Genomic DNA, 26,399 nt, shown 5'->3' with positions numbered 1-26,399 from the left:
ACAGAAGGGGTGGGAGCCGACAGGCCATCGCTTCGCTCGGCCCCAGCACGAACAGCCAACAGCCGATACCGCCCCCCGCGGCGCGTAGCGCCGCAGGGGCTTGGTGGCCGAGCGAAGCAAAGGCCCGTTCGGTTTCCAAGCCCCTCTGTATGCGCCGAGGAGCGCAGGGTTTCGCGGATCAGGGCTCGCAGCTGTTTGAGCGAAGCGAGTTCTGCGAGACCCCGCGAAACCCGAGCACCGCAGGTTGCCCCGTAGCGAAGCGCAGGGGTCGCAGACAGTGGGGTCGCCTTTTCTTTGCTTACTTTCTTTTGGCGAAGCAAAAGAAAGTGAGTCCGCCGCCGGGCGGATATCCCGGCCTCGGGAAGCAAACGAAGCCAACAGCCAACAAGAAATCAGGCCCCCAACCAATGCACACTAAAAAGCCTCTCAGGATCCGTCCAAACCGCCAAAGGCCGAAACCCCGCCTTCACAGCCAGCGCCCGCAACCCATCCACGGTGAACTTGTGCGAGTACTCGGTATGAATCGTCTCCCCTTCCTCGAACCCGAACCGCTCACCGTTCAGTGAAACAGCCTGGGCCCGGCGGCTCACCAGGTGCATCTCGATGCGCTGCTTCGGCGCGTTGTAGAACGCCGAATGCGCAAAGCCATCAAGATCAAAGTCGGCATCGAGCTCGGCATTGGCGCGCCGCAGCAAATTGAGGTTGAACGCAGCCGTCACGCCTTGCGCGTCGTTGTACGCCGCATGCAGCCGAGCCGGGTCTTTCACCAGATCGACACCGATCAGCAGCCCCCCGCCGCGCAGCATCCGCGCCGCAAGCTGCAGAAAAGCCAGCGCCTCGTCGGGCTCGAAATTTCCAATCGTCGAGCCGGGGAAAAACCCCACGCGCTTGCCCGCGCCCGGCATTGGCGCCGGCAGCACCAGCGGCATCGTGTAGTCCGCCGCAATCGGCTGCACCACGAGTTGGGGGTAGTCGGCCTTCAGCCGCTCGGCGGCGGCCTCCAGATGCTCGCCCGAGATGTCGATCGGCAGGTAGCGCTTGGGTGCCTCGAGCGCATCCAGCAGCAGCCGCACCTTGGTAAGGGAGCCGGCACCGAACTCCACGATCTCGGCGCCGGGGCCGATCTGTTCGGCGATCTCTCCGGCACATTCGCCGAGGATGCGCAGCTCGGTGCGCGTGGGGTAGTACTCAGGCAATTCGCAGATGCGGTCGAACAGCTGCGAACCTGCCGCGTCGTAGAAGAATTTGGGTGAAATGCTGCGCGGCTTGCGCGCAAGACCCTCCTGCATCTCGCGGCCGAATTCGGAGAGCGGCGCACTCGGCACGACGGCGGCGGTGGCGGGCACCGCGGGCTGGCGCTGCTGTTGCGCGGCGGCGAACGAGAAGGAGGACGAAGATGTTGGATTGCGCATGATTCAGACGTCTTTCGCGAGCCGCAGCCCCGAGAACTGCCAGCGCGCCGCCGGCGGAAAGAAGTTGCGGTAGCTGGGCCGCGTGTGCCCGGCCGGGGTGGCCACGCTGCCACCGCGCAACACCAGTTGACCCACCATGAACTTGCCGTTGTATTCGGCCGCGATGCCGGGCATGGGCCTGAACCCGGGATAGGGGTCGTAAGAGGAACGCGTCCACTGCCAGACATGGCCGGTCATCTGCGAGATGCCGGGCGCATCGAAGGCGGCCTCCCATTCGAACTCGGTGGGCAGCCGCGCACCGGCCCATTCGGCATACGCGGCAGCTTCGTAGAAGCTCAGCTGCGAAACCGGTGCCTCGGCTTCCATGGGCCGCACGCCGTGCAGCCCGAACACCTGCCAGCCGCCCTGGTGCTGCAGGGCTCCGAGCCGTGGGTCGTCCGCCGCAATCCAATAAGCCGGATGCCGCCAGCCCTGCGCCTGCACCGCGGCCCAGCCGTCGGACAGCCAGAGCTCGGGCCGCTGGTAGCCGCCATCGGCAATGAATTGCGCGTAGTCGCCGCAATTCACCAGCCTGTCGGCAACGGCATAAGGCTGCAGCAGGGCATCATGGCGCGGTGTTTCGTTGTCGAAGGCAAAGCCTTGCCGAGGCCCTTCATGGCCGACCTGGACCACGCCGCCGGGCTGCGGCAGCCAGCGCATGGTCGGCGGCACGGCGGCGAGCCGCAGCGCGGGCCCCGCGGCCGGCTTGTAGGCGGGCAGCAGCGGGTTGCACGACAACGCATGAAGAATGTCGGTCAGCAGCAGTTCCTGGTGCTGCTGCTCGTGGTGCAGCCCGAGCGTCACGATGGGCTCGATGGCGGCCCAGTCGTGGTCGCCCATTTCCCCGTCGAGCAGCGCGAGCACCGCCTCGTCGACATGGCTTCGGTAGGCATGCACCTCGTCCACCGACGGGCGCGTGAGCAGCCCCCGCTGCGGCCGCGGATGCCGCGGGCCGAGCGCCTCGTAGTACGAGTTGAAGAGGTAATGAAAGCGCACATCGAAGGGCCGGTAGCCCGTGGCGTGCGGCTGGAGCAGCACGGTCTCGAAGAACCAGGTCGTGTGCGCGAGATGCCATTTGGTCGGGCTCGCGTCAGGCATCGACTGGATGCACTGGTCTTCGGCGGAGAGCGGCGCGGCGAGCGCCAGGCTGGCGGCGCGCACCTCGCGGAACTTGTCGCGCAGTGCGCTCGCCGCCTGGGTGATCGGCCGGGAAAGCGTCATGGTGTCTCCAGTCGGGTCAACCGCAAGTTGTAGCCGATTCGTATTGCTGCAGTGCGTAGGACAAGTTCTCGCCCTGGCGCTGCATTGCAGGCGCCGATCGGTGGGGGGAGTCACTGTGGCACAAGATGCGCCGGCGTGCAGGGCGGCTGCGTATCATCCGTTCGATGCAAACGAACAACGCCTCCGCCCGCCCCCACGTCGTCATCGTCGGCTGCGGATTCGGCGGACTCGAAGCCGCCCGAAGACTCGACAGCGCCGACGTGGATGTGACGGTGATCGAAAAAACCAATCACCACCTGTTCCAGCCTCTGCTGTACCAGGTGGCGACCGCCGGACTGGCCGCGCCGTCCATCGCGGCGCCGGTGCGGGCCCTGTTCCGCCAGCAGCCGCGCATCACCACGCTGCTCGGCGAAGTGAGCGCCATCGATCCGTCGGCGCAAGCGGTTCAATTGACCAACGGCAGCCGGGTGAGCTACGACCACCTGATCGTCGCGGCCGGCGCCACGCACAGCTATTTCGGCCATGACGAATGGGCGCCCCTTGCGCCCGGCCTCAAGACGCTGGCCGACGCCTTCGAGATCCGCCGGCGCGTGCTGATGTCGTTCGAGACGGCCGAAACCGCAACCGACCCGCAGCGCCGCCGCGCCCTGCTCACCTTCGTGGTGATCGGTGCCGGGCCGACCGGCGTCGAAATGGCCGGCACCCTGGCCGAGATTGCCAAGCACACCCTTTCCGGGGAGTTCCGCCACATCGACCCTAGCAGCGCGCAGGTTCTGCTGGTCGAAGGCGGGCCGCGCGTGCTGCAGGCCATGCCCGAGAGCCTGAGCCAGAAAGCGCTGGAACAACTGGAAAAACTCGGCGTCGAAGTGCGGCTGAATGCCCGCGTGACCGCCATCGACGCTCATGGGCTCGAAGTGCAGTCAGGCGGCGGCGCAGACGGCGCGCCGGCCACCGGCTACCGCATCGACAGCAGCTGCGTGGTGTGGGCGGCGGGCGTTGCGGCTTCGCCGCTGGGCCGCATGCTGGGCGAAGCGACGGGCGCGGAATGCGATCGCGCGGGCCGCATCAAGGTCGAGCCCGACCTGAGCCTGGCCGGCCACCCCGAAATCAGCGTGGTCGGCGATCTTGCGGCGGCCATGAGCCATGCACCCGGCAAGCCGCCGAAGCCCGTGCCCGGCGTGTCGCCCGGCGCCAAGCAGATGGGCCGCGCAGCGGCCGCGAATATTCTTCACCGCATTGCGGGCGCGCCGACGGTGCCCTTTCGCTACCGCGACTACGGCAACCTGGCCACCATCGGCCGCAACTCGGCGGTGGTGGACCTGGGCACGCCTTTCGGCCCGCTGCGTTTCAGCGGCCGGCTCGCATGGCTGTTCTGGCTGTTTGCGCATGCGTACTTCCTGATCGGCTTTCGAAACCGCATCGTCGTGATGATGGACTGGGCCAGCGCCTATTGGAGCTTCCAGCGCAACGCGCGCGTGGTGGCGGACGTGCAGGGCAAGAGCGAGTCCTAGGCGGCGAGGCGCCCGCCGGGCCGGCAGCCCCGAGCGCGGCTCAGAAAAGAAAGTCGTTCGAACGGTTCTCGCGCTGGCGACGCCGCCAATCCCACGGCGCTGTCGGTTTGGCGCCGGCCCAGAGCCCCTGGCGCTGTGCACGCGCGCTCTCCTGCAACTTGAACAACCCGCCGCCGCGCCGCGTGGCAATGCCGTTGAAGTCGTACACCCATGCCCAACCTTCGGCCACCATCCGCGTTCCGGCATCCTCGCCGTTGCAACTCACATCGGCCACCGTGCGGCCATAGCGGTCGGTGTCGTGCTCGGTGATCACGGCCTGCTCGAAATAGCAGATGCGGCTCAGCGCCTGCCTGCTGCGCTGTCCGTAGGGCTGGGCTCTTTCAGGTGCATCGATGGCGGCAATGCGCACCTTGACCTCTTCATAGGAACCGATGCGGCCGCAGCGGGCGGTGAGCGTGTCGCCGTCGCTGATGCCGACGACCAGGCAGGTTCGCGCAGCGGCGTGCGACAACAGGGGCAAAAGCGCAAGACAGATGACAGGCAGGAAGCGCAAGCGCATGAGCAGAGAGAGAAAAACGTGGCAGTAAAAGCCACGGATTCTCGGTGCGAAGTGCCCCGCCCCGCGGGCACGAACCCGCTGTTACGCGGCGGCCTCGTTCTCGTCTTCCTGCAGCAACCGCCACATCACCTTGCCGCTGCCGCTCTTGGGCAGAGTTCGCGGTTTTCAGCGAACACCCGCGAACAGTTTTTCCCCTGTAGCAAGCGGTTTTTGGTTCGTTGAGGTACGCTCAAGTACGCAAATGTTTTCCGTACGTTTTTCGTACGCCACGCCATGTCAAACATCTCCAAGGTTTCCGAACGCACGAAGCTGAAGCCCAGGCGCGAACCGTACTGGGCGAAGTTGTCCAAGGGCTGCTACGTCGGCTTTCGGAAGATGACCGCGGGCACCGACGGCACATGGCTGGCTCGCAGCCTGGACGACACCACTGGCAAGCAGCTCTATCGCCCGCTCGGCGACTTCACAGAACTGCCCGATCATCAGAGGTTCGACGCAGCAAGCAAAGCCACGAGCGTATGGCTCGAGCATCTTGGGAAGGGCGGCAGCAACGACGCTACGACCGTGGGCGCGGCCTGCCGGAAGTACGTGGCGCATATCCGCGACGGCAAGGGAGACATGGCGGCGGACGATACCCAAGCGCGGCTCGATCGGCACGTTCTCAGCGATAAGAAGCTGATGGCGGTAGAGATCGGCAAACTGACCCCGGCGCACATCGAGGCATGGCGCAGGGCTCTCCGCGACAAGCCCAACCCCAGCGGCGCCAACAAGGGCAAGAAGCGTTCCGACAGCACGATGAACCGCGACATGAACACGTTCCGGGCCGTGCTCAACCTCGCCTACCGGGACGGCCTGGTGACGTCGAACTTTGCATGGCGCGCCAAGCTCGCACCGAACAAGAATGCGGACAAGCGCCGCGACGTGTATCTCGACAAGAACCAGCGCCGAAAGCTGATCGAGTGCGCCACCAGCGAAATGGCCGACTTCCTTCGCGCCCTGTCACTGGTACCTCTACGCCCCGGGGCGCTGGCGGCGCTGACCGTTGGCAGCTTCGACAAGCGGCTCGGGGTGCTGACCATTAGCAAGGACAAGGCGGGCAGCAATCGCAAAATCTCGCTGCCGGAAAAGACCGCCGCATTCTTCGCGCTGCACTGCAAGGACAAGCTGCCTGCCGCGCCGATCTTCACCAATGCTGCCGGCCGGCCATGGGGTCGGGACACCTGGGGCTACCACTTCAACCAAGCGGCCGCGCTGGCAGACATGCCGCCAAAGGCGACGACGTACAGCGTCCGGCACAGCACGATCACCGATCTCATCCACGCGGGTGTTGACAGCTTGACGGTCGCGCAACTGTCGGGCACGAGCATCGGAATGATCGAGAAGCACTATGGCCACCTGACACGCGACCATGCACGAACGGCACTGGCCCACCTGGCCCTGTAACCCTCACTCTCGCACACCAAATAGCTTCAATGGCTCGACAAAAAACAACCTTCACGCCACCGCCGTGGTTCGACTTGGCAAAGTATGCCCACGCGGAGAAGATGGACGCGGCGGACTGGTACATCAACCTTCTGTTGCGCGGGCACCTTTCGCGCAACGACGATGACGGCCAGCTTTCCGACTATCTGCGCGAGGTGCCGTTGGTCCGCCGAGGTCATGACAGCGCATTCATGCTGCAACTCATGTTGGCGAAACGGTCTGACGTCGATCAGGACGTGCAGCGCATTCTCAGCGGGTACGAACCTCTCTCCAGTGTGAAATCTCTTCGGACTGACGAACTGTATTTCTTCGAGAAGCGGCTGCCAGAGCACATCCGGGAAATTGGCCGCATCTATGAGCCTGGCAAGTGCACTCGCGACGCCTTCCCCCCGGGATTTTTCGATTCACTGGATCAGACGTTTCCGGAGCGCATGCTCGGGGTGTTCGTACGAATCGATCTGAGCAAGGCCGATGACGAGATCGTCGCCGATGTGCGCGACTTCATCGCGGAAAAGCGACGGGAATTTGCCAAGCTGCCCATCCCGCAACCACACCGCGAAGCGGCGCGCATCTTCGGCAAGCACAACGCGGCGAACATGAAAACCTTTGCGGCTCGCGCTGTCCTTCCGTGCATGGACATTCAACGATGGGTGAACGAAACCGACTCGGCCATCACCAGCGCTGCCCTCGCACGGCTCTTGGAGATCGATCCGGACGCGCTGCGCGAGACAAAAAAGAACTGCACAGAACTGCTCGACAACATGGTGATGCGCGGCTGGCTCACAGCGCCAGCGCGTGCAGCGGTTCGAAGCAAGCGGCGCAATTCCTAGGGAAACTTTTGCGCAGAAAGCTCCATAGGAATCAGGAGCCCAAATCCCGAGACTACAACTGTTCACTACCGAAGAAAGGCGAACAGTCATGAAGTCAGCAGCCACGGTCCCGCAGTTCTGCGAGGGCCACAACATCAGCCGGACCCACTTCTATGAGTTGATCAAGCAAGGCAAGGCGCCGCGCTTGATGAAGGTGGGCCGGCGCACCCTCATCAGCCAGGAAGCCGCGGCCGAGTGGCGCCGCCGCATCGAAGCAGAAACGGCCGCCGAGCAGGTCACGGCGTGAGGTGCAGCATGGACAACCCTACACTCGAAAAGGCGAAGGGGCCGACCGTTGCAGCGGTAAGCCCCCTCAAGACTGGACAGTCTGGGTGCGAGTTTAGCCCCACTTCGACCCACAGTGAAGCCCAGCGCCGCCGCATCGTGGCCGCGCTCCGGCATCGGCCGCAAAGTACCGAAGACCTTCGCAAGCTCGGCATCTATCAGGTCGCCGCTCGCATCAAAGAACTGCGCGATCGGTTTGGCTACGCCATCACTACTGATTTGGTAGTGCTTGTGGATCGAGCCGGTTTTCGACATGCCCGCTGTGCCCTCTACACACTGGTATCAGAGGTGCGCACGCATGGCGGCTCGATGTCGAACCAGCTGGCAGTGTTGGAAGGCGCGGCCTCGGCGGACACGCGCCCGTGTCTCGCGGCAGAGAGCGAGAGGCCCTATGGCGTGGGTGCAGACATGGAGCGGCAATAAAAATGGGCCGAGACAAGCGCCCGGGCCCCGTCGCGCCCCATATCCGGATCGACCTTTCGTTGCTCAGGAGTCCTGCCTTCATTGCACTGGACTGGACCGCTCGGGCATTGTTCGTGGACCTGCGCAGCCGCATGGGAGGCTTCAACAACGGTGACATCAGCGCGCCGTTGTCGGAACTGAAGCATCGCGGCTGGGCAAGTTCGACGACGCTCGCCAAGGCGCTGCGCCAGCTCGAAGCTGTCGGCCTGCTGCGCAAGACCCGCAAGACGATCGGAGTGGATCGCGGCTCGAAACTCTGCAACCTCTATCGGTTTACCGATATCGAGGTGTTCGAGCGCAAGAACCTCGGCATCGATGCATGCAAGGCGACCGACGACTACAAGGCGTTCAAGACGCTGGCCGAGGCGCGGCGCGCAGTGTCCGAAGCATCGACGCCGAAGAAAAAAACAGCGCTGCAGGAACTGCACCGTGACGCTGCAGAAACTGCACCGATGGGGGCAAGTGGCGCTGCAGATGCTGCAGTCACTACCACCGGGCCTACTGCAGAAACTGGAGCGCCAGTGGTTCGGCGAATCAGCCGCAAAGCCAATACCCATGCGGGTGTCGCCCACCTTGATGCGGAGATCGAAGTCATGCACGACCGCCTGCAGATTCTGCACACCACTACGTAAATTACCAGTCCATACTGAAAGAGAGTGAGCCATGAAGGTTGTCACCTATCGCTTCCGCGCTGACGGCACCGCCGTCCCCGATGGGGCTTTCCACATGGAGCGCTTGCCGTTCGCTGAGTTCGCTCGCATCCGTGGTGGCGCGCTGATTGACCTGCCCGCCGGCTGGGCACCTCCGCCAGACGGCTATTCGTTGTGGCGCACTGCCAGGGGCGAAGTCATGGCTGTGCGCGACGAGGCCTGAACCATGGCCAATACTGACATTCCGGCCGCGGCCGGCAATTCGCTGGCCGCCGTCCAGCCCAAGCGCAGGGCGAAGAATCGACCCGGCGAAAGCCTGCACAGCCAGCGGCGCCTCGAAGCCGTTGAACAGCAGGTGAAGGCGCTTCACTACCGCAAGATGGGCCTGACCTACGCCGAGATCGCGGATAGGCTCGGCATGGGCAGCCCGCAAGCCGCATGGAATGCTGTGGAGAGCGCGCTCAAGCGCACGCTGCAGGAGCCCGCCGCCATCGTTCGAAAGCTTGAGCTTGGGCGCCTTGATGCGATGTTTATCCCGGTTTATGCCAACGCCTGTCGCGGTGATCTCGCCGCGCTCAACGCCGCGCTGAACATCATGACGCGCCGTGCCCGGTTGTTGGGCCTGGACGCGCCGCTTAAGACCGAGAACCGCACCGACCTCGACCCCAACAGCACGACCGGCATCATGGTAGTGGGTGGCGTCATGTCACCCGAAAAATGGGCCGCCGCCGCCAAGGTGCAGCAGGAAGAAATTACCCGTGGCGATTGAGGCCGCGTTGAAGACACAATCCAGCCATATTGCCTCGGCGTAGACCGATACTGGAACTCCGCTCAAAAGCAAAAAGTCCACTATGGCGTCACTGCACAGGATCAAGAGATCGAAGCCGCTGGGCTTTTCGGACGCGGCCGCCGGTGCAGCGCCGCCAATCACGGTACTGCTGAGCGACGACCTATGGCCTAGAGTGCGCGAGGCAGTGGGCAAGTTGCACGACAAGAATGGTGATCGCCCACCGATCTTGGCTGCGATCTCCTATGTCACCAATGATCACCTGGGCCTTCGAGCCGGCGACACACTGATCTGCGATGCGTCGAAGCGCTGCATCGAAGACGGGGCCACGTCGGCCCGGTTGCTCCGGCAGATCCACAACAACGGGGCTCAGCTCCGTTCGTTTGCCGGGCTGCACGCCAAGGTGGCCGTGATCGGTCCCTACTCTATGGTCGGGTCGGGAAACATGACCTCGAACTCCGAACGACTGCTTGAAGCCGCCACATGGTCTACTGACTCCCAGATTCGTGGATCTGTTCTCGAACTCATCCGGGTGACGATGGCTCAACCCCAGGCCCGGGAGATCAACGACGAGTTCTTGAAACGGATCGAGGCAATCGAAGTAAAGCGACATCCGCCGGTCCGGCGCCTCAACCGGGCAAGGATCGACGTCGGGTCAGAGCTGCTGGGCCCCCTGATCCCGGAGGACCGAGCGTCGGCCGCTGGCCGAGTTCGTGCCCCGACAGTGTGGATGCTGACGACGTCGCTAGAACCGGTGCGGACGCCGCCCAGGCCGTTGCCGATCGACCCGAAGCTCGCCGTGGTGTTGGGCCGAAATCTCATGGACGAGCTTGATGCGGTTGTGAGGGGAGAGGCTCCACCAAAGGCAGCGACTCCGACCGGTCCGCGCTTTCGTCGGGCGCCGCCTGATCGCACGAGCATCAAGGTCGACTCGCCCGTCGCGAGCCAGCTGCGTGTCGGCGACCTCGTTTTCCCGGCCGTCACCGGCAGCAGCCCAAAAACTCATCGACCGATCAAGGAGTTGATTGGGACAACCAGAATCAGCCGCCTCGAGCGAGTTGATGGCATGCTGATTTGCCACTTCGAACCCATCGTGGGACGCGGCACCATCAAGTGGCCATCGGTGAGCAAGGCACTCCAGAAGGCCGGTCTGCATGTCGGCGACAGGCCGGACAACATCGAGCTGACCCGAGATGCGGCGTCGGCGCTGCTCCGCCTGAGCAAGACCTGGTCGCTTCCAAAATCCTGAACGCCGAGCCGTGCCACGGCCTGTCGCCCCGGAAATCAGCAGCCGCTCGCTGCAGTTCCAGGCGATTGAGACCATCCGGCCGCCCAGGTCAATGCGGCAATCGAAGTGTCACTGCACGAGCTGCCGCTACGCCCTTCAACGCCACCGAGCGTCTGCAGATATTGGTCGCCACAGGCCGCTTGCGGGCACGATGCGCGATGCCCCCAGTACCATTCGGTATCTGAGCTCAAGTTCGAAAATACCAGGTCAAGGACAACCATGCAATTGAGAGAATGTATTGAACGTGTTTTGACCACCTATTTGACGGCCGCCAAGGACGATCTCAAAGAGCATCCGACCGCGAAATTCTTGCGCAAGGATTTTCGCGATGCTGTCGCAAGCGCCTCAGGAGATCATGGGCGCCTCATTTTTAAGGCTAGTGCTGGGCAAGGGCGCTGGGTAAAAGGACCCTGGGTAGGCATTTTCGACCAGCTAGTAACAACATCGGCACAGAGCGGCTACTACCCTGTTTATCTATTTCGCGAGGACATGCAAGGCGTCTATCTCAGTCTCAATCAGGGCATGACGGAGGCGAAAAAAAACTACAAGGCAGACGCGAAAACTGCGCTTCGTGCCAGGGCTGCGAATTTTCGAGCCATGCTGGGAGCTCAGATTAATCTGTTTCCAGACCTTGTTATTGACTTGGCTCCGACAGCACCATCCAACGATACCGCCTTCTATGAAGCAGGAAATATCTGCGCTAAGTTTTATCCAATCAATCAACTACCGCCGGAAGCACAACTGATTGGCGATCTGTCAAGCATGTTGTTGTTATATCAGGCAATCCTCGAGGGGGAGGTCATTAGCGATTCGAATAACGCAAGTGAAGGCGATGAACCAGTGGATCTTCATTACGAAGATGGGACTAAGTTTCGTTTTCATAAGCGCATTGAACGCAACGTCAGGCTTTCGAAGGACGTCAAGAAATTACAGGGTTACGTCTGCAAGGTCTGCAACACCAACTTTGAAAAAAAGTATGGCGCTCTTGGAAAGGGGTACATTGAAGCCCATCATTTGAAGCCGATAGCCGCCCTTAAGGGCACGAAGGTGGCAATGAATCCATTAAATGATTTTACGGTGCTATGTTCGAACTGCCACCGCATGGTTCATCGCTCCGGCTGCTTAGAGGATATTGAGAAATTTAAGGCAGAGCACTACCATGGTTGAGTATTCGGAGGGCAGTGATTTTATCAAACTCCGCGAAGAAATTCGAATCTTTGTTGCTGAGCGCGACTGGGATCAATTCCATACCCCAAAGAATTTATCCATCGCCCTATGTGTCGAAGCCGCGGAGCTTCTCGAACATTTTCAATGGCTTCAAACGGGCGGCAAAAGCGAACTCAATGAGGAGAGGCTCGAGCAGATTCGGCATGAAATGGCCGACGTTTTAGTCTATTTAATTCGGCTCGCCGATAAGCTTGATGTCGATCTCGCCGCAGCGGTCGTCGAAAAAATGACAATCAATCGAGCCAAGTATCCCGCAGATAGAGTGCGTGGTGATGCACGCAAATACTCGGAGTACAAGAAAGAATAAGACTCAAAATCAGGACTCGAGTCCGTTGGCCAGCTGTGAAAGCATTCCACCACCGCAAGGTGCGGCCTGAACTACGCCCAGATCGCCGACAAGCCGAAAGTGTCCAGCCCCAGTCCGCATGAGACTGCGTGGAATGCGCCCTGAAGCGCATGCTGGCCGAGCGAACCGGCCAGGTGGGGCAACTGGAGCTGGAGCGCCTCGACGCCATGTTCATCCCAGTGCACGGGTGTGCGGCAATGCCTACCGCAGCGACCTCGCCGCGCTCAACATCATGACGCGGCGCGCATGCCTTCTCGGCCTGGACGCGCCTGTGCGCACCGAGAACCGCACCGACCTCACCACGCAGAGCGAGGGCGTGCTGGTGGTGGGTGGCGTCATGACGCCCGAGGATTGGGCCGCTACTGCGAAAGCCCAGCAGGAAACGATGACCCGCGGTGATTAAAGCTCGGGCAGCCCACTGCTTGCCTCCGAAGGCCCGCCGACGACATGCTAGCCCCGGTCTATTTCAACGCTGGCGCAGTGACCTCGCCGCGCTCATCTCGGCGCTCAACACCCGATATGCCGCGCTCAGCTACTCGGCTTGGACGCGTCGGTGCGCACCAAATATGGCACCGACTTGAGCACGCATAGCGACGGCGTGTTGGCAAGCGCGAATAGCTGATGGACTAGCAGCGCAAATGTTCGGAGCCACTGTCAGTAGGGGCGCGGCGAGTAGCGGGAGGCGTCCAGTGTATTGCCCCATGAAAGTCATGACAAAGCGCCCATTCGACCATTAATACTTAAAGCGTAATCTGGCGGCAAACTACCGTGAGGTTGCGATGGCCCTAGTTGCATGTCCGGAGTGTGAAAAGAAATTAAGCGACAAGGCACGTGCTTGCCCCTCCTGTGGCCATCCAATGATCAAGCTGCCAGGCGTAGAACTGCCCGCCGTCGCGGGAGCGCCGCCTGCGGAAAAAAAAGGCGGCTGGCTGAAGTGGGTGTTCATCGTTCCAGCCGTTCTCTTTGTGCTATTGATGCTCGTCGGGAAGGCCGCCGATCCGGACGACGCCCACGCTGCAGAAAGATTTGATGCGCGGAAAAAGGAATGCGCGGCTGCCATGATGTCAGGCATCGGACACAGCACGATTGGCTACGCCGACAAGCTCGCGTACGACAGAGTTGTTCGAGAAAAATGCGAAGGGCTGTCCATCAATGGAAAGGCGATAGGTCAGTAGAAGATCCGACTTCGAGCGGCAACCGCACCGACCTCGGCGCCGCCAGTTCTGCTGTCGTTCTTCGTCCCTGTGTTGCAGAAGGGACGAAGCTCATCACTCGATCTCCCAGATCGCGTACTCGTCGTTCTTGTCCCTATCGGCAACCATCTTGGTACCGCAGACTTGGCACTCGTAGTGCTCGATGGAACCCTTCGCCATGCCTCCGGCGATCTTGCTCCAGTTCTGGCTGTCCACATGCTTGAGGTCTGCGTGCGCGCCGTACTCCCTCGTGCGCTTGCTGTTCAGTGCGTTGCAGTTCTCGCAGAGCATGTCCTCCTCCTTGTTGGTGCTGGAAGTCTATGGGGTCACCGATCCTTCGAAGTCTGGTACTCGATGTTGATGGCCCTCATCAGCAAGTCGTTGCAATATTGAACCTCGTAGTGCCTTCGGCATCCTGCCTCGTACGCCCCTTGTCGCTCGACGGCCAGTGACGCGACGACCGGGGCGGTCTGGTCTTGGATGAGAGGCCCTTTGTGGCCCACGCACGCACGAACGTCTAGCCCAAGGGGTCGGCAAGCCTTGTACGCCGCGACGAGCAGGCTGGCCGTGACGCTCGCATCCGTTCCGACAGCTTGCTTCTGCTGCTCAAGTGCCTTGCGGTCGTTCTCTCTAGACCAATCCTTGTACCAGTGCCAAGCAATAACACCCAAGACGACCGCAGCGCACACGCCACCGATCACCTGCATCGCGCCGTCAAAGCGATTCAGCACAGCCATGGGTCCTCCATCCTCTTTGTGGGAGCTGGAAGTCTACGACCTGAACCGAGGCAACCGGTTGCGGCTGTTGGTCGCAATCTGCACTGCTCAGGCCTGACCTGCCCAGCTGAACCACCCGTCCAGGCGGAGGTCGAGCGAATAGAGAGCGTCTTTCTGGGTGCAGGTTTTGGGGGCTCGGCCGCGCACGGGCGCGGAGGAATGGGAGCCCACCGGCCGGTGCCAAAAGCTCGCCAAAGCGTCGAAAACGGGCGCAGGGGGCCCCGAATGGCTGTCCTGAGGGGAGTGTGGCGTCGCGGGCTTTGCGGGCGCCCTAGGGGCCGCCGGCGTGGGGTGGCTTTTGTCGTCGGGCAGCAGCTTCGGGCCTCGTTGACCCACGCACGGAGTCGCGCACGCGTTCTCCTCCTTCTTTGACGGTTCTATGACGGTTTGGGTGCAACCCGTTGCACCCCTTTCGGTCGTGTTTTGCACCCCCGCAGAATCTGCACCCCGCAGGTTTTGCACCCACGCGGTAGCGGTTGCACCCATTCGGGCCGGTGCCGCGCTCGATGTCCAGCTCGCTCGTGTCGCTCGCGCAGGGCGTACTGCACCGGTGCGCTCGCTGGTGTGGGCCTTCTGTGCGAGCGGAGAGCCAGCCGGCGCACAGGCGAGTTCGTCAGGAAGCGGGACTTGCGCCGCACCGGGCCAGCAGCCAGCGCACAACGATCTCGGCGTCCAACATCCACGCCGGGATGGGCGCTCTTCGGAGCGTCAGGTGCTCGGCAGTGAGGCGGTGAAGATACGGTCTGGGCATCCAAGCCGATGGCGATTTTCGCGCTCGCGCTCTCCTTCTTCTTATTGATAGGTTCTTTGATAGGTTCGGGTGCAGCTGGCGCACTACCCCCGGTCGCCAAATGCACCACTGGTGCAGTGGCTGCACTACCCGTCCAGGCAAAGTCGAGCGGGTAGATGTTGTGCAGGTTCACGCTGTACTGCGTGCGGCGCCGCAACCTTCAGCGCGCCCGTTGTTTCGAGGCTGCGGATCGCCTCGATCGAGGTTTGGCTGCTATGCCGGTGTCGTCGCACAAGCCGTTGGGCAACGGTCTGAGCGTTGGGCTCGCCCGCCTCGCCCGGAGCATCAATATCGATGACGGGCGGATTGAGGGTCGTGGGTGACAAGACTCCTACAGGCCCTCCCCGTCATTCATGACAGATCGCTCTTCATGCACGTGCGCCTTGGTCGTACCCTGCCACCATGAACAAAGAAATCTATCAAAGCATTGGTGGCGTAGTCGGCGTCACGTTCATCGTCGCGTGGATCTACTGCATCGCCAATTACGGCTTTCTGCTGGGCGTCGGCCTAGGCTGGTTACCAGCTGCGATCACCGCACTATCTGTAGACGCGGCGTCGCCGCTGGTGCCCGTCCTCCTAGTGGGCCTGTGGCTCTAGTTCGGTCAGGAGCAATCACTATGAAGAACCGCCGATCGTTCTCGACCACCCTCCTCGCGGTGCGACTAGTTGCCGCGGGATGTTTATTCGCAATGGCCACCGCTCATGCTCAATGGGCGCAGGAACCATCGGCAGTTTTTGGAGTGCGACTCGGTGCCACCATCGAGGCATTGCCGGTGTGCCCGCCAATGCCCCAGGTCGGCTACTACGAGGTAAAGCCAACGGTGTTGTGCTATGCGCCGAGTACATATTTTCCAGGTCGCGGTGATTTGTGGGGGACACCGGACCTGGGATTTTCGTATCACGCCACTCTCAACACGTTCGAGGGACGCGTCAGCGAGATTTTCTTCAACACTGATCATGATCAGTTCGACAAAGCCATCGCCGTCCTCACTGAGCGCTACGGCCGGCCGACGGAAACGGAGCCTGGGGAAGTCGTCGCAAGAAATGGTGCGCGACTGACTTCGCAAACTGTGCGGTGGCGAGGTCAGCGGACGAGCCTGATTGCGGTGGAGCGAGTTGGCCGGATCGATGCCTCCACCGTTATGTTTCAAGACAATGCACTGGCTGCCAGAAAAGCCGCGGCCGCTGCGAGCAAAGCGCGAGATGGAGCCGCCAAGCTTTAGATAAGCGCGACGTGCCAATGCCAGGCTGCGCTGCTACGCCTCGGTATTTCCATTGGTCGAGGTCGACAGCAGCTACTACGCCATGCCGGCCCAGTCCATGGTCCAGCAGTGGGTCGAGCGGATGCCGCCCGAGTTCAAGATGAACGTGAAGGCGTTCCGCTCTTCGCAGGCCACATGACCGAGATCCAGGTTCTGCTGGCCGCCGTGCGCAAGCTGCTGGGTAGCAGCAGCCGCCTCAGGTACCGCGATGCTGCACCGGATGTGCGCGACGCCCTCTGGCAGCAGTTCGATGCTGGAGCCGCTGCACGCCCCCCGCAAGCTCGCACTGATTCATTTCCAGTTCCCGCCCTCGGTGATGCTGTCGCCGAAAGTCACTGCATCGAGAATGAGTGCACCGCCTGCAGCGCGACGTCATCAGCATCGAGTTCCGGCGTCGTTCATGATGGGCGGATCGGGCTCGGCCGCGTGGCCCCAGCTGTAGAAACAGGCTATCGAGCGCAGCCTAATCCTGGTTTTTATCCATCTAATTGGATTTTATTCAGTTCTTTTCAAGCTTTATTTCAATGACAAAACGACGCAGGCGTTCCAATGCATCCGATATGAGGCCACTTGTGTCCACGGAGCTCAACTTGGCTGCGTAACGAAGTGCGGCTTCCAAACTCGTCATCGCCTCGTCGATATGGACCAGTTGCCCGTGGGGCAATTCTGTTTTGCTTTCCCAGCGATAGTAGTGGGCCAATTCGTGAGCGGCTGCAGCCTTAGGGGAGAGAATCGCATTCGGATTGGCGATATTTTGTCCGGGGTAAAGATCGGCTGAAAAAACGATTTCACCGTATTCTTCACCAGTTTGCTCGTCGATCGTGATCTGAAATCGAGTCCAAGAGTCTGGCTCGTACCTGGCGTTGACTCCGTCGTCCAAGGCGATAAAAGTTTGTGCCGCCCGATTTATATCGCGTTGTTCCAGTGGGACTACATTTCGCCCATCAAGAAGCGATTTATGACCCGGCTTCATTGAACAATCAGCTCTAACTGGGTCGACTCTTGAGGGTCGTTGCCAACAACAGAGCGTAATGCGCGGGACACTTGCAGCTTCGATGCCCGAGTGTTGCTCACAGTGGGATGACCAGTTAGTCCAGGCCTCACGACTCCTAACCGTGTCCAAGCGGGATTGGCTTTATCGAAGAAATCTCCGGCCCATGAACCTTCTGCGTACTGCACGGATGCGGCGAGTCTTTGTAATTTCTCGTCCCAGCTTTCTACAGCAACCGTATAGCCTTGGTTGGCAACATCCGAAACGAAATCGGATATCAACGAGCCGTAGCCTTGGAACATTATTGGCGCATCAACCAGAGACCTTAGGCGGATTGCCTTCCGGTCGGTCACCGGCAAGACGCCTAGTTCAGGTCTAATTTTCGCGAGAATTGAAAGGAAGGATGACGCAAGTTTTGCGATCCCTTCAAGCTCAGTCTCGTCCAGGTGGTCGTAGTCTACTGTTGACCTGAGCATCTCTCTCAAAGTAGATAGCGTTACTACATCCGGTGTTTTACCGGACAAGCGATCTGTGACTCGATTCACATTTGCATGCAGTGTCGGGGTGAGGTCAATTACTTTTTTAGCAAGAACAGAGAGATCGTCTTGGGTTGTTAGGTCGTAGGCCTTTGATTTTGCGGTTGGAGTGGAAAGCTGATTTTTTTGAAAGAAGTAATTTCCTTCATCCTCCTTTTTTAAGAAATACAAATCGACTTTGAACTGCTTTTCAAGATCGAAGTGCTTGTAGTCTTGCGGAGCTTCTTTGTAGATTCGAGCGGCCTTCAGGATTGCTTGGTGCCGGTGATGTGAATCGGGAAGATAGACTTTTCCGCCATACATGTAGATTTTTCGATTGGCATGGTCGTTATATGCCTCGAATTTTCCTGGTCTCAAATTCCACACGAGCGGATTGATGAAAAGTTGAAAGCCTCTCAACAATTTATCAGCCATTTCGTCGGCCGAACTTTCGCTAAAGATATAAATCTTGGGGTCTGGATAACCGTCCCCGACAGCGAGTTCGCGTGGCACCTTCCCAGATATCTCCGGCCGCACTCCGCGCTGAACGTCTTGGTCAGTCCAAAGGAAGCCGGAGTCCGCTGCATCCAGTAATTGCCGGACCGTGATGGTAAATGTGGCCATCGCGTCTTTGCCACGCCCGGTGAACTGCACATCGTCAAAGGACAGCCGGCCGGTGTAAATACCACCGTTCGCGGTCATGACAGGTTTAGCTAGGAAGCCCTCAATATCAGGTTCAGTCATGCCGCTTGTAATCCTCTGTTAGGTTGCAAGAGTTTACTGGTGACACCAATCGATACGACTAGTGTTAGGCCTGACGAAATGAAGTTTCGAGATCGGTCGATGGGTGCGCAGGCACTTGGACCGCGAGAACTCCGGCCATCATGCGGCGAGTGCACCAGCGCTTCATGTGTGCCGCCAAGGTGAGTTGTGCACTCACACCGCCTGGCAATGCCTTGCGTGCCTCCAGAGAGGCCGCTGGCAGGTTTTTTCGTCTAGGCGGGTTCGGGGCCCGATCGCGGAGCGTAATCGCGCTGTAGGCTCCGGCTCCCTGCGGCGGCGGGAAAGGCACACTGCGCGGTCCCAGCAGCCCAGCAAATCTCGTGGGACAGCTCGGGCTCGGCGTGCTTCTTGGGGCGTTGCATTAAAACTGTCGTTTTTCGTACATTTTCCGTACTTGCCCCGCATATCTGCTTATTGCTATATTTTTAATAGCATACAACCTGCATGCCTACTGGCTCTCAGCCTCTTGCAGTAGTCGCCACATCACCTTGCCGCTGCCGCTCTTGGGCAGCGCATCGACGAACTGCACCTTGCGCGGAATCTTGTAGACGGCCATGTTCTCGCGGCACCAGTCGATGATGTCCTGCTCGGTGGTGTTTTTGTGCGTGGCGCGCAGCACCACCACGGCCTTGACCGATTCGCCGCGGTAGCTGTCCTTGGTGGAAATGACGCAGGCTTCCTGGATGGCGGGGTGGCGGAACATCAGCAGCTCCACCTCGGCGGGCCACACCTTGAAGCCGCTCGCGTTGATCATGCGCTTGAGACGGTCGGTGATGAAGAAATAGCCGTCCTCGTCCATGCGGCCCATGTCGCCCGAGCGAAAAAAGCGCTTGCCTTCGAACTCGACAAAGGCGGCCCGGGTGGCATCGGGGCGCTTCCAATAGCCTTCGAACACCTCGGGGCCGTGGATGATGATCTCGCCCGATTCGCCGACGGGCAACTCCTTCAACGTATCGGGATCGACCACGCGCGCATCGGTGCTCATGAACGGAATGCCCAGGCACTGCTGCTTGGGGTTGTCCGACGGGTTGGTGTGCGACGGCGCGGCCGTTTCCGTCAGGCCGTAGCCCTCCTGGTACTTGAGGCCGTATTGCTCGAACAGGCGCTGCGCCACCGCCTGCGGCATGGCTGCACCGCCGCCGCCGATGTGCGTGATGCTCGACAGGTCGTAGCTCGCGAAATTGGGGCTGGCCATGAGGTCGATCACCATGGTCGGGATGTTGGTCCAGCTCGTGACCTTCCAGCGTGAGATGAGCCGCCCGGCCACGTCGCGGTCCCAGCGCGGCATGATGACCAGGGTGCCCGCCGCCAGGATGGCGGTGTGCATCATGCTCACCACGCCGGTAATGTGGAACATGGGCACCACGGCCAGCACCACCGCCTCCGAGGTGGCCTGGCCCCAGAGCTGGCCGGCCACCGCGTTGTGCATGAGGCTCGAATGGTGGTGCACGCAGCCCTTGGGCAGTCCGGTGGTGCCGCTGGTGTAGGGCAGCAAGGCCATGTCGTTGGCGCCCACCACATGCTCGGGCACCGGATGGCCGGCCGCGAGCGCATCGGTCCAGGCCATGGCCTTGCCGCCGGTCAGCTCGGGCAGCGGATGGCGCGTGGTGAGCCAATCTTTCCACGCCGGCGCGGGGGCGTCGTCGCCGGTTGCGTCGGCGTCGAAGGCGTCGGTGAACTGGGTGACGATGATGTGATCGAGCTGCTGCCCGGGCGGCAGCGCGTTGCTGGCCTTGGCCAGCTCGCCGGCCAGGTCGCCGGTGGTGATGGCGACCTTGGCATCGGGATCGACGATGTAGTGCTTGAGCTCTTCGGCCCGGTTCATCGGGTTGACCGGCACCACCACGGCATTGGCCCGCAGGATCGCGAAATGCGCGATCACGAGTTGCGGGCAGTTCTGCATGTTCAGCACCACGCGGTCGCCGCGCTTCACGCCCATGGCCTGCAGCGTGCCGGCCAGGCGCTCGGCCTGGGCGGCGAAATCGCGGTAGGTCACCACGCGGCCAAAGAACACCAGCGCAGCCTTGTCGGGGTAGCGCGCCGCCGAAGTCGCGAGGTTGTGCCACAGAGAAGTGGTGGGAACGGTGATCGAATGCGGGAGGCGTTTGGGCCAGAACTTGTGGTGCGGACGTTGTTGCATGGTCAAGGCAGGCGAACGGAGAGAAAGAAAAACAGCCCGCAGCCTAAGCCGCACCGGCCGCCGCTCCCATCGGGGAAGCCCCCGGGAGCGTCACCTTGGCGACGCCCATTCTTCTCAATTTGCCGATCTGCAGCGCATGCGCCTTGCGACTACAGACAAGCCGGCCATTCCGCGCGATACATGCGTTCCCATCACCCGTCACCCGAATGAAGGAGAATTTCATGGCAGCAGACAAGCACGCAAGCGTTCACTGGGAAGGCGCCGGCAAGACCGGCAAGGGCCTGGTCAGCACGGAGACCGGCGCCCTCAAGGACTACCCCTACGGCTTCGCGAGCCGCTTCGAGGACGACAAGCGCGGCACCAACCCCGAGGAAATCGTCGGCGCGGCCCATGCGGCCTGCCTGACGATGGCCTTTGCCTTCGCTCTCGAGAAAGAGGGCTTCACCGCCACCAAGATCGACACCAAGGCCGCCGTGCGACTGGCCAAGGACGGCGAGGGCTTCAAGATCGACCGCATTGCGCTCGAGCTCGACGCCAGCGTGCCGAATCTCGACGAAGCGAAGTTCCAGCAGATCGCAGCCGCCGCCAAGGCCGGCTGTCCGTTGTCGAAAGCGCTGGCCAGCGTGCCGGAGATCACGCTGAAGGCGACGCTGGCGGGCTAGCGCTGCTGCTTATGATCGTCTCCACTAAAAAGAGGAGACGATTTCCATGACCCACCCGGTCCGCGCCGCCATCCTGGCTGCTTTTTCCGTCGCGTCGTTCGGCCTGGGCACCCCCGCCATGGCCGCCTACCCCGACAAGCCGATCAAGGTCGTCATCGGCTTCCCGGCCGGCGGCCCGCTCGACCAGCACGCGCGCCTGCTCACCGACAAGCTGCAGGCCGTGCTCGGTCAGCCCCTGATCGTCGATTACAAGCCCGGGGCTGGCGGCTCGGTGGGTGCGGACGCTGTCGCCAAGAGCCCGGCCGACGGCTACACGCTGATGCTGGCCAACACCGGCGTGGCCGTGATCAACGGCGCGCTCTACAGCAAACTGCCCTACAACACGCAGCGCGACTTCGTGCCCATTGCACGCACCGCCATGCAGCCGCTGGCGCTCTTGGTCACGCCCAAGCTGCCGGTACAGAACCTCAAGCAGTTCGTCGACTACGCCAAGGCACGGCCCGGGCAGGTCAACTACGGCTCCGCCGGCAACGGCGGCATCAGCCACCTCGTGCCCGAGATGTTCAAGACCGCGACGGGCATCTTCATGGTGCACATCCCCTACCGCGGCAGTGCGCCGGCCTTTACGGACCTGATGGGCGGGCAGGTGCAGTTCATGGCCGAATCCATTCCGCAGGCGGCCAACTATCACAAGCAGGGCAAGGTCCGCGCCCTGGCCGTGACCAGCCGCGAGCGCAACCCCGCCTTGCCGGATGTGCCGACGGTCATCGAATCAGGAATCAAGGGCTTCGAGGTGGTGGGCTTCTACGGCTTCTTCGCCCCGAAGGACACACCCAAGGACGTGGTCGCCAAGTTGAGCGACGCATTCAAGCAGGTGCTGACCAGTGCCGAGGTGCGCGACCGCATGGTGAGCCAGGGCGCGGACCCGGCCTATCTGGGCAGCGAGGACTTCGCGCGCTTTCTTGCCACCGAGACGCCGCGCTGGGACAAGGCGGTGAAGGCTTCGGGCGCGCGGATGGATTGATTTGCTGGCTCGGCTCAGGGCGATCGCTGGCGGTTCGGTTCAGGGCTTGTGCAAAGGCCACCGGGTACTCCCCTCCGCGAATGTCCCCCGCCTTCGGCTCCTCCTTTATTTCGCTGCGGGGAGCACCCGATGCCCTGTGCACTGGGACACGCTGCTGGTGTTCCACTGATCAACGACCGCTCTTTGCAACGCACCCGCTGATGGGGTGCCTTGCGCAGCGAAATAAAGGAGGAGGCCGTAGGCCGGGGGACATTCGCGGAGAAAGGTACCCCGTCGGCGGGTGCGCCGCCCCGAACAGCGGCGCCCCAAACGCACGCCCCCCCGAAACGAGCACGCTGAAGCAGGCGCCATGCACCACCGGCATGCAGCGCAAACCCATTTCGGTGCACATATCTTGCATACCAGTTGGCACAAAAGCTGCTGGTATGCAGACCAATGTCTACATCCGCATCCGAAATCAGTGCACGCATCGTCGAAGCGGTGATGGCGCAGAAGCTCGCGCCGGGTTCGCGCCTGGGCGAACAGCAGCTGGCAATGCTCTTCGACTGCAGCCGCACCATCGTGCGCGAAGCCCTCACCCGGCTGGCGGCGCGCGGCATTGTTACGGTGAGCGCACGGCGTGGCTGGTTCGTCATCGAGCCTTCGCAGGAAGAAGCACGCGAGGCCTTCGAGGCGCGGCGCGTCATAGAGCTTGGCCTCATTCGAAGCACCGGCAAGATCGACAAGACCGCGCTGCGCCAGCTGAAGTCTCATCTTCAGCGTGAAAAAGCGGCGCTGAAAGAAAGCGACGTCGGCAACCGCAGCTTTCTTCTGGGCGACTTTCATGTGTGCCTGGCCGAATGCCTGGGCAACACGCTGCTGGCCGACACGCTGCGCGACTTCACGGCGCGCACCACGCTGATCGCCATGCTCTACCAAAGCACGCACGACGCGGTGCAGTCGTGCGAAGACCACGTGCAGATCGTTGCCGCACTCGAACGGGGCGACCACGCCGCGGCCGAAGCCCTGATGGCAGCGCACATCGGCACCGTGCAGTCCGCGCTGCGCGTGCAGGCGCCGACCGATCCGCTTGCGCAACTGCGCGATGCGCTGGCGCCGCTGCAACAGAACACTGCGGCCAGGCCGAAGCGGCGCAAGCCGGCCGCGTCTTCTCCCAATGACCCCGATTCTTCGACTTACCTAGGAGCCCTGCTATGACTTTCTCTTCGTCCAAACGCCACCTCACGCTCGCGCTTGCTTCCGTTGCCATGCTGGCCGCAGCCGGCACCGCCCAGGCCCAGAACGCGCTCGACAACGTGCTGAAGGCCAAGACCATCAAGATCGCCGTGCCGACCGACTACCCGCCGTACGGCTCGGTCGACAAGAACATGAAGCCCCAGGGCCTCGACGTTGAAATGGCCGAGCTCATTGCCGCCAAGCTGGGCGTGAAGGTCGAGCTGGTGCCCGTGACCAGCGCCAACCGCATTCCCTACCTGCAGACCCGCAAGGCCGACCTCGTGATCTCCACGCTCGGCAAGAACGCCGAACGCGAGAAGGTGATCGAGTTCTCTTCCGCCTACGCGCCCTTCTTCCAGGCCGTGTATGCCGCCAAGAGCATGAAGCTCACCAGCTTTGCCGACATGGCCGGCAAGACCGTCGCCGTGACGCGCGGTGCAATGGAAGACCAGGAGCTGAACAAGGTGGCGCCGCCGAACGTCGACTACCGCCGTTTCGAGGACAACAACGCGACCATCGCCGCCTTCGTGGCCGGCCAGACGCAAACCCTTGCAACCAGCGCCGCGGTGGCGGGCGACATGCTCGCCAAGAACCCGAAGGTGAGCGCCGAATTCAAGCTGCTGCTGAAAGACAGCCCCTGCTTCATCGGCATTGCCAAGGGCGAAACCGCATTGAAGACCAAGGTCAACGAGATCATTGCCGCAGCCAAGAAGGACGGCACGCTGGACACCATGTCGAAGAAGTGGCTCGGCAAGGCCGCCGGCGACCTGCCCGTCTGACCGACCACCGCTGAACCCCGACGAGTAAAGAAGAAGGCGCGGCCATGGAATTCGACTTCGGTGCAGTTCTTGTCGACTGGCGGCTGCTCGCCAAAGGGGTGGCCTGGACGGTCGGCCTCACGGCCATTGCCACCCTCATCGGCATGGCCGTGGGCGTGGCCTGCGCCTGGGCGCGCGCCAGCGGGCCCGCGTGGCTTCGCTGGCTCGTCGGCAGCTATGTGGAGCTGATCCGCAACACGCCCTTCATCGTGCAGCTGTTCTTCATCTTCTTCGGGCTGCCCGCGGCGGGCGTCAAGCTCACGCCGGAGACGGCATCGATCATTGCGATGGTGATGAACCTCGGGGCCTACGCCACGGAAATCATCCGCGCCGGCATCGAGGCCACGCCCAAGGGGCAGATCGAGGCTGCCGTGAGCCTTGCGCTCAACAAGGTGCAGGTGTTCACCCGCGTCATCTTGCCGCCGGCGCTCAAGAAGGTGTGGCCCGCCATGGTGAGCCAGATCATCATCGTGATGCTGGGCTCCGCGGTGTGCGGGCAGATTTCAACCGAAGAGCTGAGCTATGCGGCCAACCTCATCCAGAGCCGCAACTTCCGCGCCTTCGAGGCCTTCATCGTCGCCACGCTGATCTATCTGGCGCTGGCGGTGGCGCTGCGCAAATTGCTCAACTGGGCCGGACCGAAGTTCTTCTTCGGCCGCTGAACGCAGGAAGCCCCCACATGGTCGATTTTTCTCTCTGGGACATCCTGCGCAACCTGCTGATGGCGCTGCGCTGGACTGTCGTGCTTTCGCTCATTGCTTTCGTCGGCGGCGGGTTGATGGGCGCCTTGCTGCTGTTCCTGCGCTTGCGCGGCGGCAGCGTCATGAACCGCGCCGTCGGCTTCTACGTGCAGCTGTTCCAGGGCACGCCGCTGCTGATGCAGCTGTTTCTCGCGTACTTCGGCATTGCGCTGTTCGGCGTGGACGTGTCGGCATGGACCGCGGCCAGCGTGGCGCTCACCCTCTACACCAGCGCCTTTCTTACCGAAATATGGCGTGGTTGCGTGGCCTCCATCCCCAAGGGCCAATGGGAGGCTTCAGGCAGCCTGGCGCTGAGTTTCGCCGAACAGATGCGCCACGTCATCTTGCCGCAGGCCGTGAAGATCGCGATTGCGCCGACAGTCGGCTTTCTGGTGCAGGTCATCAAGGGCACGGCGCTCGCCTCGGTGATCGGTTTTGTCGAACTCACCAAGGCCGGCAGCATGATTTCGAACGCCACCTTCCAACCCTTCGTGGTGTTCAGCTGCGTGGCGCTGCTTTATTTCGTGCTGTGCTTCCCGGTAAGCCTGTACGCCAAGAACCTCGAGAGGAAATCCCATGGCCGCCGTGCTTGAACCCTACACCTCCGCCGCGCCCATCGTGCGCGTGACCGCGCTGCGCAAATCGTACGGCGCCAACGAGGTGCTCAAGGGCATCGACCTCGACGTGAAGCGCGGCGAGGTCATCGCCATCATCGGCAAGAGCGGCTCGGGCAAGAGCACGCTGCTGCGTTGCATCAACGGGCTCGAGGTGTTCCAGGAAGGCTCCCTCACCGTCGACGGCAAGCCCCTGCTGCACGAGAGCGCCATGGCCATGCGCGAGCTGCGCCAGCGCGTGGGCATGATCTTCCAGAGCTTCAACCTGTTTCCGCATCTCACGGTCGGCAAGAACGTGATGCTCGCGCCCACGTTGGTGAAGAAGCGCGGCAGCATGGAAGCGGCCTCGCAGGCGCGCAAGCTGCTCGATCGCGTGGGCCTGGCCGAGAAGTTCGACGCCATGCCCGACCAGCTCTCCGGCGGCCAGCAGCAGCGCGTGGCGATCGCCCGCGCTCTGGCGATGGAGCCCGCCGTGTTGCTGTGCGACGAAATCACCTCCGCACTCGACCCGGAACTCGTGGGCGAAGTGCTGCGCGTGGTCGAGTCGCTGGCCGACGAAGGCATGACGCTCCTGATGGTCACGCACGAGATGAGCTTCGCGCGCAAGGTGAGCGACCGTGTGATCTTCATGCACCAGGGCCGCGTGCATGAGATGGGACCACCGGCGGAAATGTTCGGCAATCCGCAGACGGCCGAACTGAAGCAGTTTCTTTCGTCGCTGCACGACTGACCGACCGACTG

General features: G+C 62.0%; 32 protein-coding genes and 1 pseudogene. 25 read left to right on the top strand and 8 right to left on the bottom strand.

The features are described 5' to 3' along the window. Positions 1-392: 392 nt before the first annotated feature. The gene (gene egtD, locus ABIC94_RS12685; RefSeq protein ID WP_354373466.1) at positions 393-1,289 is read right to left on the bottom strand and encodes an L-histidine N(alpha)-methyltransferase; all 897 of its coding nucleotides are present in this window, start codon (positions 1,287-1,289) and stop codon (positions 393-395) included. A 126-nt stretch (positions 1,290-1,415) separates the two neighbouring features. Beyond that, positions 1,416-2,672: an ergothioneine biosynthesis protein EgtB gene (gene egtB, locus ABIC94_RS12680; protein ID WP_354373353.1), complete on the bottom strand. Its 1,257-nt coding sequence runs from the start codon at positions 2,670-2,672 to the stop codon at positions 1,416-1,418. 164 nt (positions 2,673-2,836) lie between these two features. Here egtB and ABIC94_RS12675 point away from each other — a divergent pair, with 164 nt between their 5' ends. Continuing rightward, the gene (locus ABIC94_RS12675) at positions 2,837-4,183 is read left to right on the top strand and encodes an NAD(P)/FAD-dependent oxidoreductase (protein ID WP_354373352.1); all 1,347 of its coding nucleotides are present in this window, start codon (positions 2,837-2,839) and stop codon (positions 4,181-4,183) included. Between the two features lie 40 nt (positions 4,184-4,223). Here ABIC94_RS12675 and ABIC94_RS12670 read toward each other — a convergent pair whose 3' ends face one another. Then, positions 4,224-4,742 (bottom strand): thermonuclease family protein, encoded by a 519-nt coding sequence (locus ABIC94_RS12670; RefSeq protein WP_354373351.1) that lies wholly within the window; start codon positions 4,740-4,742, stop codon positions 4,224-4,226. A gap of 273 nt (positions 4,743-5,015) precedes the next feature. Here ABIC94_RS12670 and ABIC94_RS12665 point away from each other — a divergent pair, with 273 nt between their 5' ends. The 13 genes and pseudogenes from ABIC94_RS12665 to ABIC94_RS12605 all read left to right on the top strand — a co-directional run bounded on the left by ABIC94_RS12665 (position 5,016) and on the right by ABIC94_RS12605 (position 13,310). Then, positions 5,016-6,182 (top strand): tyrosine-type recombinase/integrase, encoded by a 1,167-nt coding sequence (locus ABIC94_RS12665; protein ID WP_354373350.1) that lies wholly within the window; start codon positions 5,016-5,018, stop codon positions 6,180-6,182. 29 nt (positions 6,183-6,211) lie between these two features. After that, a complete protein-coding gene (locus ABIC94_RS12660; protein ID WP_354373349.1) occupies positions 6,212-7,051 on the top strand; it encodes a DUF6387 family protein in 840 nt (279 codons plus the stop codon). A gap of 88 nt (positions 7,052-7,139) precedes the next feature. After that, complete coding sequence (locus tag ABIC94_RS12655; protein ID WP_354373348.1) at positions 7,140-7,337, top strand: hypothetical protein; 198 nt, start codon at positions 7,140-7,142, stop codon at positions 7,335-7,337. An 8-nt stretch (positions 7,338-7,345) separates the two neighbouring features. Further along, positions 7,346-7,798 (top strand): helix-turn-helix domain-containing protein, encoded by a 453-nt coding sequence (locus ABIC94_RS12650; protein ID WP_354373347.1) that lies wholly within the window; start codon positions 7,346-7,348, stop codon positions 7,796-7,798. A 2-nt stretch (positions 7,799-7,800) separates the two neighbouring features. Beyond that, the gene (locus ABIC94_RS12645) at positions 7,801-8,469 is read left to right on the top strand and encodes a hypothetical protein (protein WP_354373346.1); all 669 of its coding nucleotides are present in this window, start codon (positions 7,801-7,803) and stop codon (positions 8,467-8,469) included. 31 nt (positions 8,470-8,500) lie between these two features. Continuing rightward, the gene (locus ABIC94_RS12640) at positions 8,501-8,710 is read left to right on the top strand and encodes a hypothetical protein (protein WP_354373345.1); all 210 of its coding nucleotides are present in this window, start codon (positions 8,501-8,503) and stop codon (positions 8,708-8,710) included. A gap of 3 nt (positions 8,711-8,713) precedes the next feature. Further along, positions 8,714-9,256 (top strand): hypothetical protein, encoded by a 543-nt coding sequence (locus ABIC94_RS12635; RefSeq protein ID WP_354373344.1) that lies wholly within the window; start codon positions 8,714-8,716, stop codon positions 9,254-9,256. Positions 9,257-9,338: 82 nt separating this feature from the next. After that, entirely contained in the window at positions 9,339-10,523 is a 1,185-nt protein-coding gene (locus ABIC94_RS12630; RefSeq protein WP_354373343.1) for a hypothetical protein, read from the top strand. Positions 10,524-10,781: 258 nt separating this feature from the next. Further along, on the top strand, positions 10,782-11,729 hold the full coding sequence (locus tag ABIC94_RS12625) for an MrcB family domain-containing protein (protein ID WP_354373342.1): 948 nt from the start codon (positions 10,782-10,784) through the stop codon (positions 11,727-11,729). Next, positions 11,722-12,096: a nucleotide pyrophosphohydrolase gene (locus tag ABIC94_RS12620; RefSeq protein WP_354373341.1), complete on the top strand. Its 375-nt coding sequence runs from the start codon at positions 11,722-11,724 to the stop codon at positions 12,094-12,096. The genes ABIC94_RS12625 and ABIC94_RS12620 overlap by 8 nt, the downstream gene beginning before the upstream one ends. Before the next feature lie 271 nt (positions 12,097-12,367). Then, positions 12,368-12,538, top strand: coding sequence for a hypothetical protein (locus ABIC94_RS12615; RefSeq protein WP_354373340.1), 171 nt, complete (start codon positions 12,368-12,370; stop codon positions 12,536-12,538). A 376-nt stretch (positions 12,539-12,914) separates the two neighbouring features. Continuing rightward, positions 12,915-12,989 (top strand): annotated as a pseudogene (locus tag ABIC94_RS12610) (zinc ribbon domain-containing protein); the annotation flags it as partial. 3 nt (positions 12,990-12,992) lie between these two features. Further along, a complete protein-coding gene (locus ABIC94_RS12605; RefSeq protein WP_354373471.1) occupies positions 12,993-13,310 on the top strand; it encodes a hypothetical protein in 318 nt (105 codons plus the stop codon). Positions 13,311-13,403: 93 nt separating this feature from the next. On the opposite strand, the gene ABIC94_RS12600 is transcribed toward ABIC94_RS12605, so the two are convergent. Both ABIC94_RS12600 and ABIC94_RS12595 read right to left on the bottom strand, forming a co-directional pair. Beyond that, positions 13,404-13,619, bottom strand: coding sequence for a hypothetical protein (locus ABIC94_RS12600; RefSeq protein WP_354373339.1), 216 nt, complete (start codon positions 13,617-13,619; stop codon positions 13,404-13,406). A gap of 35 nt (positions 13,620-13,654) precedes the next feature. Then, positions 13,655-14,065, bottom strand: coding sequence for a hypothetical protein (locus ABIC94_RS12595; RefSeq protein WP_354373338.1), 411 nt, complete (start codon positions 14,063-14,065; stop codon positions 13,655-13,657). 1,231 nt (positions 14,066-15,296) lie between these two features. Between ABIC94_RS12595 and ABIC94_RS12590 the strand changes: the two genes are divergently transcribed. Genes ABIC94_RS12590 through ABIC94_RS12575 form a run of 4 tightly spaced genes read left to right on the top strand, consistent with a single transcriptional unit; the run spans position 15,297 to position 16,684 of the window. After that, positions 15,297-15,491, top strand: coding sequence for a hypothetical protein (locus tag ABIC94_RS12590; RefSeq protein WP_354373337.1), 195 nt, complete (start codon positions 15,297-15,299; stop codon positions 15,489-15,491). A gap of 20 nt (positions 15,492-15,511) precedes the next feature. Next, on the top strand, positions 15,512-16,117 hold the full coding sequence (locus ABIC94_RS12585) for a hypothetical protein (RefSeq protein ID WP_354373336.1): 606 nt from the start codon (positions 15,512-15,514) through the stop codon (positions 16,115-16,117). A gap of 25 nt (positions 16,118-16,142) precedes the next feature. Then, positions 16,143-16,295 carry a DUF72 domain-containing protein gene (locus tag ABIC94_RS12580; RefSeq protein WP_354373465.1) on the top strand — a complete coding sequence of 51 codons (153 nt, stop codon included), beginning with the start codon at positions 16,143-16,145 and terminating at the stop codon, positions 16,293-16,295. Beyond that, a complete protein-coding gene (locus ABIC94_RS12575) occupies positions 16,292-16,684 on the top strand; it encodes a hypothetical protein (protein WP_354373335.1) in 393 nt (130 codons plus the stop codon). Before ABIC94_RS12580 ends, ABIC94_RS12575 begins: the two co-directional genes overlap by 4 nt. On the opposite strand, the gene ABIC94_RS12570 is transcribed toward ABIC94_RS12575, so the two are convergent. The 3 genes from ABIC94_RS12570 to ABIC94_RS12560 all read right to left on the bottom strand — a co-directional run bounded on the left by ABIC94_RS12570 (position 16,656) and on the right by ABIC94_RS12560 (position 20,585). Then, positions 16,656-17,129: a hypothetical protein gene (locus ABIC94_RS12570; protein ID WP_354373334.1), complete on the bottom strand. Its 474-nt coding sequence runs from the start codon at positions 17,127-17,129 to the stop codon at positions 16,656-16,658. The two genes, ABIC94_RS12575 and ABIC94_RS12570, sit on opposite strands and share 29 nt — an antisense overlap. Next, entirely contained in the window at positions 17,126-18,406 is a 1,281-nt protein-coding gene (locus ABIC94_RS12565; RefSeq protein WP_354373333.1) for a DNA sulfur modification protein DndB, read from the bottom strand. Before ABIC94_RS12565 ends, ABIC94_RS12570 begins: the two co-directional genes overlap by 4 nt. A 487-nt stretch (positions 18,407-18,893) precedes the next feature. Next, positions 18,894-20,585 carry a long-chain fatty acid--CoA ligase gene (locus tag ABIC94_RS12560; RefSeq protein WP_354373464.1) on the bottom strand — a complete coding sequence of 564 codons (1,692 nt, stop codon included), beginning with the start codon at positions 20,583-20,585 and terminating at the stop codon, positions 18,894-18,896. Between the two features lie 221 nt (positions 20,586-20,806). Here ABIC94_RS12560 and ABIC94_RS12555 point away from each other — a divergent pair, with 221 nt between their 5' ends. From ABIC94_RS12555 to ABIC94_RS12525, 7 genes are all read left to right on the top strand, one after another. Further along, the gene (locus ABIC94_RS12555) at positions 20,807-21,247 is read left to right on the top strand and encodes an OsmC family protein (protein WP_354373332.1); all 441 of its coding nucleotides are present in this window, start codon (positions 20,807-20,809) and stop codon (positions 21,245-21,247) included. 46 nt (positions 21,248-21,293) lie between these two features. Further along, complete coding sequence (locus tag ABIC94_RS12550) at positions 21,294-22,271, top strand: Bug family tripartite tricarboxylate transporter substrate binding protein (RefSeq protein ID WP_354373331.1); 978 nt, start codon at positions 21,294-21,296, stop codon at positions 22,269-22,271. A 435-nt stretch (positions 22,272-22,706) separates the two neighbouring features. Next, positions 22,707-23,468, top strand: coding sequence for a GntR family transcriptional regulator (locus ABIC94_RS12545; protein ID WP_354373330.1), 762 nt, complete (start codon positions 22,707-22,709; stop codon positions 23,466-23,468). Then, a complete protein-coding gene (locus tag ABIC94_RS12540; protein WP_354373329.1) occupies positions 23,465-24,265 on the top strand; it encodes a transporter substrate-binding domain-containing protein in 801 nt (266 codons plus the stop codon). The genes ABIC94_RS12545 and ABIC94_RS12540 overlap by 4 nt, the downstream gene beginning before the upstream one ends. A 44-nt stretch (positions 24,266-24,309) precedes the next feature. Continuing rightward, positions 24,310-24,966: an amino acid ABC transporter permease gene (locus tag ABIC94_RS12535; RefSeq protein ID WP_354373328.1), complete on the top strand. Its 657-nt coding sequence runs from the start codon at positions 24,310-24,312 to the stop codon at positions 24,964-24,966. 17 nt (positions 24,967-24,983) lie between these two features. Next, a complete protein-coding gene (locus ABIC94_RS12530; RefSeq protein WP_354373327.1) occupies positions 24,984-25,637 on the top strand; it encodes an amino acid ABC transporter permease in 654 nt (217 codons plus the stop codon). Continuing rightward, a complete protein-coding gene (locus ABIC94_RS12525; RefSeq protein ID WP_354373326.1) occupies positions 25,621-26,388 on the top strand; it encodes an amino acid ABC transporter ATP-binding protein in 768 nt (255 codons plus the stop codon). Before ABIC94_RS12530 ends, ABIC94_RS12525 begins: the two co-directional genes overlap by 17 nt. Positions 26,389-26,399 lie beyond the last annotated feature (11 nt).

The organism is Variovorax paradoxus, from assembly GCF_040544635.1.
GTDB classification, from domain to species: domain Bacteria; phylum Pseudomonadota; class Gammaproteobacteria; order Burkholderiales; family Burkholderiaceae_C; genus Variovorax; species Variovorax paradoxus_R.
The sequence above is the reverse complement of the archived record's forward strand: the minus strand, read 5'-3'. Positions and strand labels throughout refer to the sequence as shown.

Coding starts and splice junctions, on each gene's coding strand:
- egtD (WP_354373466.1), bottom strand. CDS start 1,289: ATGCAGGAGGGTCTTGCGCGCAAGCCGCGCAGCATTTCACCCAAATTC.
- egtB (WP_354373353.1), bottom strand. CDS start 2,672: ATGACGCTTTCCCGGCCGATCACCCAGGCGGCGAGCGCACTGCGCGAC.
- ABIC94_RS12675 (WP_354373352.1), top strand. CDS start 2,837: ATGCAAACGAACAACGCCTCCGCCCGCCCCCACGTCGTCATCGTCGGC.
- ABIC94_RS12670 (WP_354373351.1), bottom strand. CDS start 4,742: ATGCGCTTGCGCTTCCTGCCTGTCATCTGTCTTGCGCTTTTGCCCCTG.
- ABIC94_RS12665 (WP_354373350.1), top strand. CDS start 5,016: ATGTCAAACATCTCCAAGGTTTCCGAACGCACGAAGCTGAAGCCCAGG.
- ABIC94_RS12660 (WP_354373349.1), top strand. CDS start 6,212: ATGGCTCGACAAAAAACAACCTTCACGCCACCGCCGTGGTTCGACTTG.
- ABIC94_RS12655 (WP_354373348.1), top strand. CDS start 7,140: ATGAAGTCAGCAGCCACGGTCCCGCAGTTCTGCGAGGGCCACAACATC.
- ABIC94_RS12650 (WP_354373347.1), top strand. CDS start 7,346: ATGGACAACCCTACACTCGAAAAGGCGAAGGGGCCGACCGTTGCAGCG.
- ABIC94_RS12645 (WP_354373346.1), top strand. CDS start 7,801: ATGGGCCGAGACAAGCGCCCGGGCCCCGTCGCGCCCCATATCCGGATC.
- ABIC94_RS12640 (WP_354373345.1), top strand. CDS start 8,501: ATGAAGGTTGTCACCTATCGCTTCCGCGCTGACGGCACCGCCGTCCCC.
- ABIC94_RS12635 (WP_354373344.1), top strand. CDS start 8,714: ATGGCCAATACTGACATTCCGGCCGCGGCCGGCAATTCGCTGGCCGCC.
- ABIC94_RS12630 (WP_354373343.1), top strand. CDS start 9,339: ATGGCGTCACTGCACAGGATCAAGAGATCGAAGCCGCTGGGCTTTTCG.
- ABIC94_RS12625 (WP_354373342.1), top strand. CDS start 10,782: ATGCAATTGAGAGAATGTATTGAACGTGTTTTGACCACCTATTTGACG.
- ABIC94_RS12620 (WP_354373341.1), top strand. CDS start 11,722: ATGGTTGAGTATTCGGAGGGCAGTGATTTTATCAAACTCCGCGAAGAA.
- ABIC94_RS12615 (WP_354373340.1), top strand. CDS start 12,368: ATGACGCGGCGCGCATGCCTTCTCGGCCTGGACGCGCCTGTGCGCACC.
- ABIC94_RS12605 (WP_354373471.1), top strand. CDS start 12,993: ATGATCAAGCTGCCAGGCGTAGAACTGCCCGCCGTCGCGGGAGCGCCG.
- ABIC94_RS12600 (WP_354373339.1), bottom strand. CDS start 13,619: ATGCTCTGCGAGAACTGCAACGCACTGAACAGCAAGCGCACGAGGGAG.
- ABIC94_RS12595 (WP_354373338.1), bottom strand. CDS start 14,065: ATGGCTGTGCTGAATCGCTTTGACGGCGCGATGCAGGTGATCGGTGGC.
- ABIC94_RS12590 (WP_354373337.1), top strand. CDS start 15,297: ATGAACAAAGAAATCTATCAAAGCATTGGTGGCGTAGTCGGCGTCACG.
- ABIC94_RS12585 (WP_354373336.1), top strand. CDS start 15,512: ATGAAGAACCGCCGATCGTTCTCGACCACCCTCCTCGCGGTGCGACTA.
- ABIC94_RS12575 (WP_354373335.1), top strand. CDS start 16,292: ATGACCGAGATCCAGGTTCTGCTGGCCGCCGTGCGCAAGCTGCTGGGT.
- ABIC94_RS12570 (WP_354373334.1), bottom strand. CDS start 17,129: ATGAAGCCGGGTCATAAATCGCTTCTTGATGGGCGAAATGTAGTCCCA.
- ABIC94_RS12565 (WP_354373333.1), bottom strand. CDS start 18,406: ATGACTGAACCTGATATTGAGGGCTTCCTAGCTAAACCTGTCATGACC.
- ABIC94_RS12560 (WP_354373464.1), bottom strand. CDS start 20,585: ATGCAACAACGTCCGCACCACAAGTTCTGGCCCAAACGCCTCCCGCAT.
- ABIC94_RS12555 (WP_354373332.1), top strand. CDS start 20,807: ATGGCAGCAGACAAGCACGCAAGCGTTCACTGGGAAGGCGCCGGCAAG.
- ABIC94_RS12550 (WP_354373331.1), top strand. CDS start 21,294: ATGACCCACCCGGTCCGCGCCGCCATCCTGGCTGCTTTTTCCGTCGCG.
- ABIC94_RS12545 (WP_354373330.1), top strand. CDS start 22,707: ATGTCTACATCCGCATCCGAAATCAGTGCACGCATCGTCGAAGCGGTG.
- ABIC94_RS12540 (WP_354373329.1), top strand. CDS start 23,465: ATGACTTTCTCTTCGTCCAAACGCCACCTCACGCTCGCGCTTGCTTCC.
- ABIC94_RS12535 (WP_354373328.1), top strand. CDS start 24,310: ATGGAATTCGACTTCGGTGCAGTTCTTGTCGACTGGCGGCTGCTCGCC.
- ABIC94_RS12530 (WP_354373327.1), top strand. CDS start 24,984: ATGGTCGATTTTTCTCTCTGGGACATCCTGCGCAACCTGCTGATGGCG.
- ABIC94_RS12525 (WP_354373326.1), top strand. CDS start 25,621: ATGGCCGCCGTGCTTGAACCCTACACCTCCGCCGCGCCCATCGTGCGC.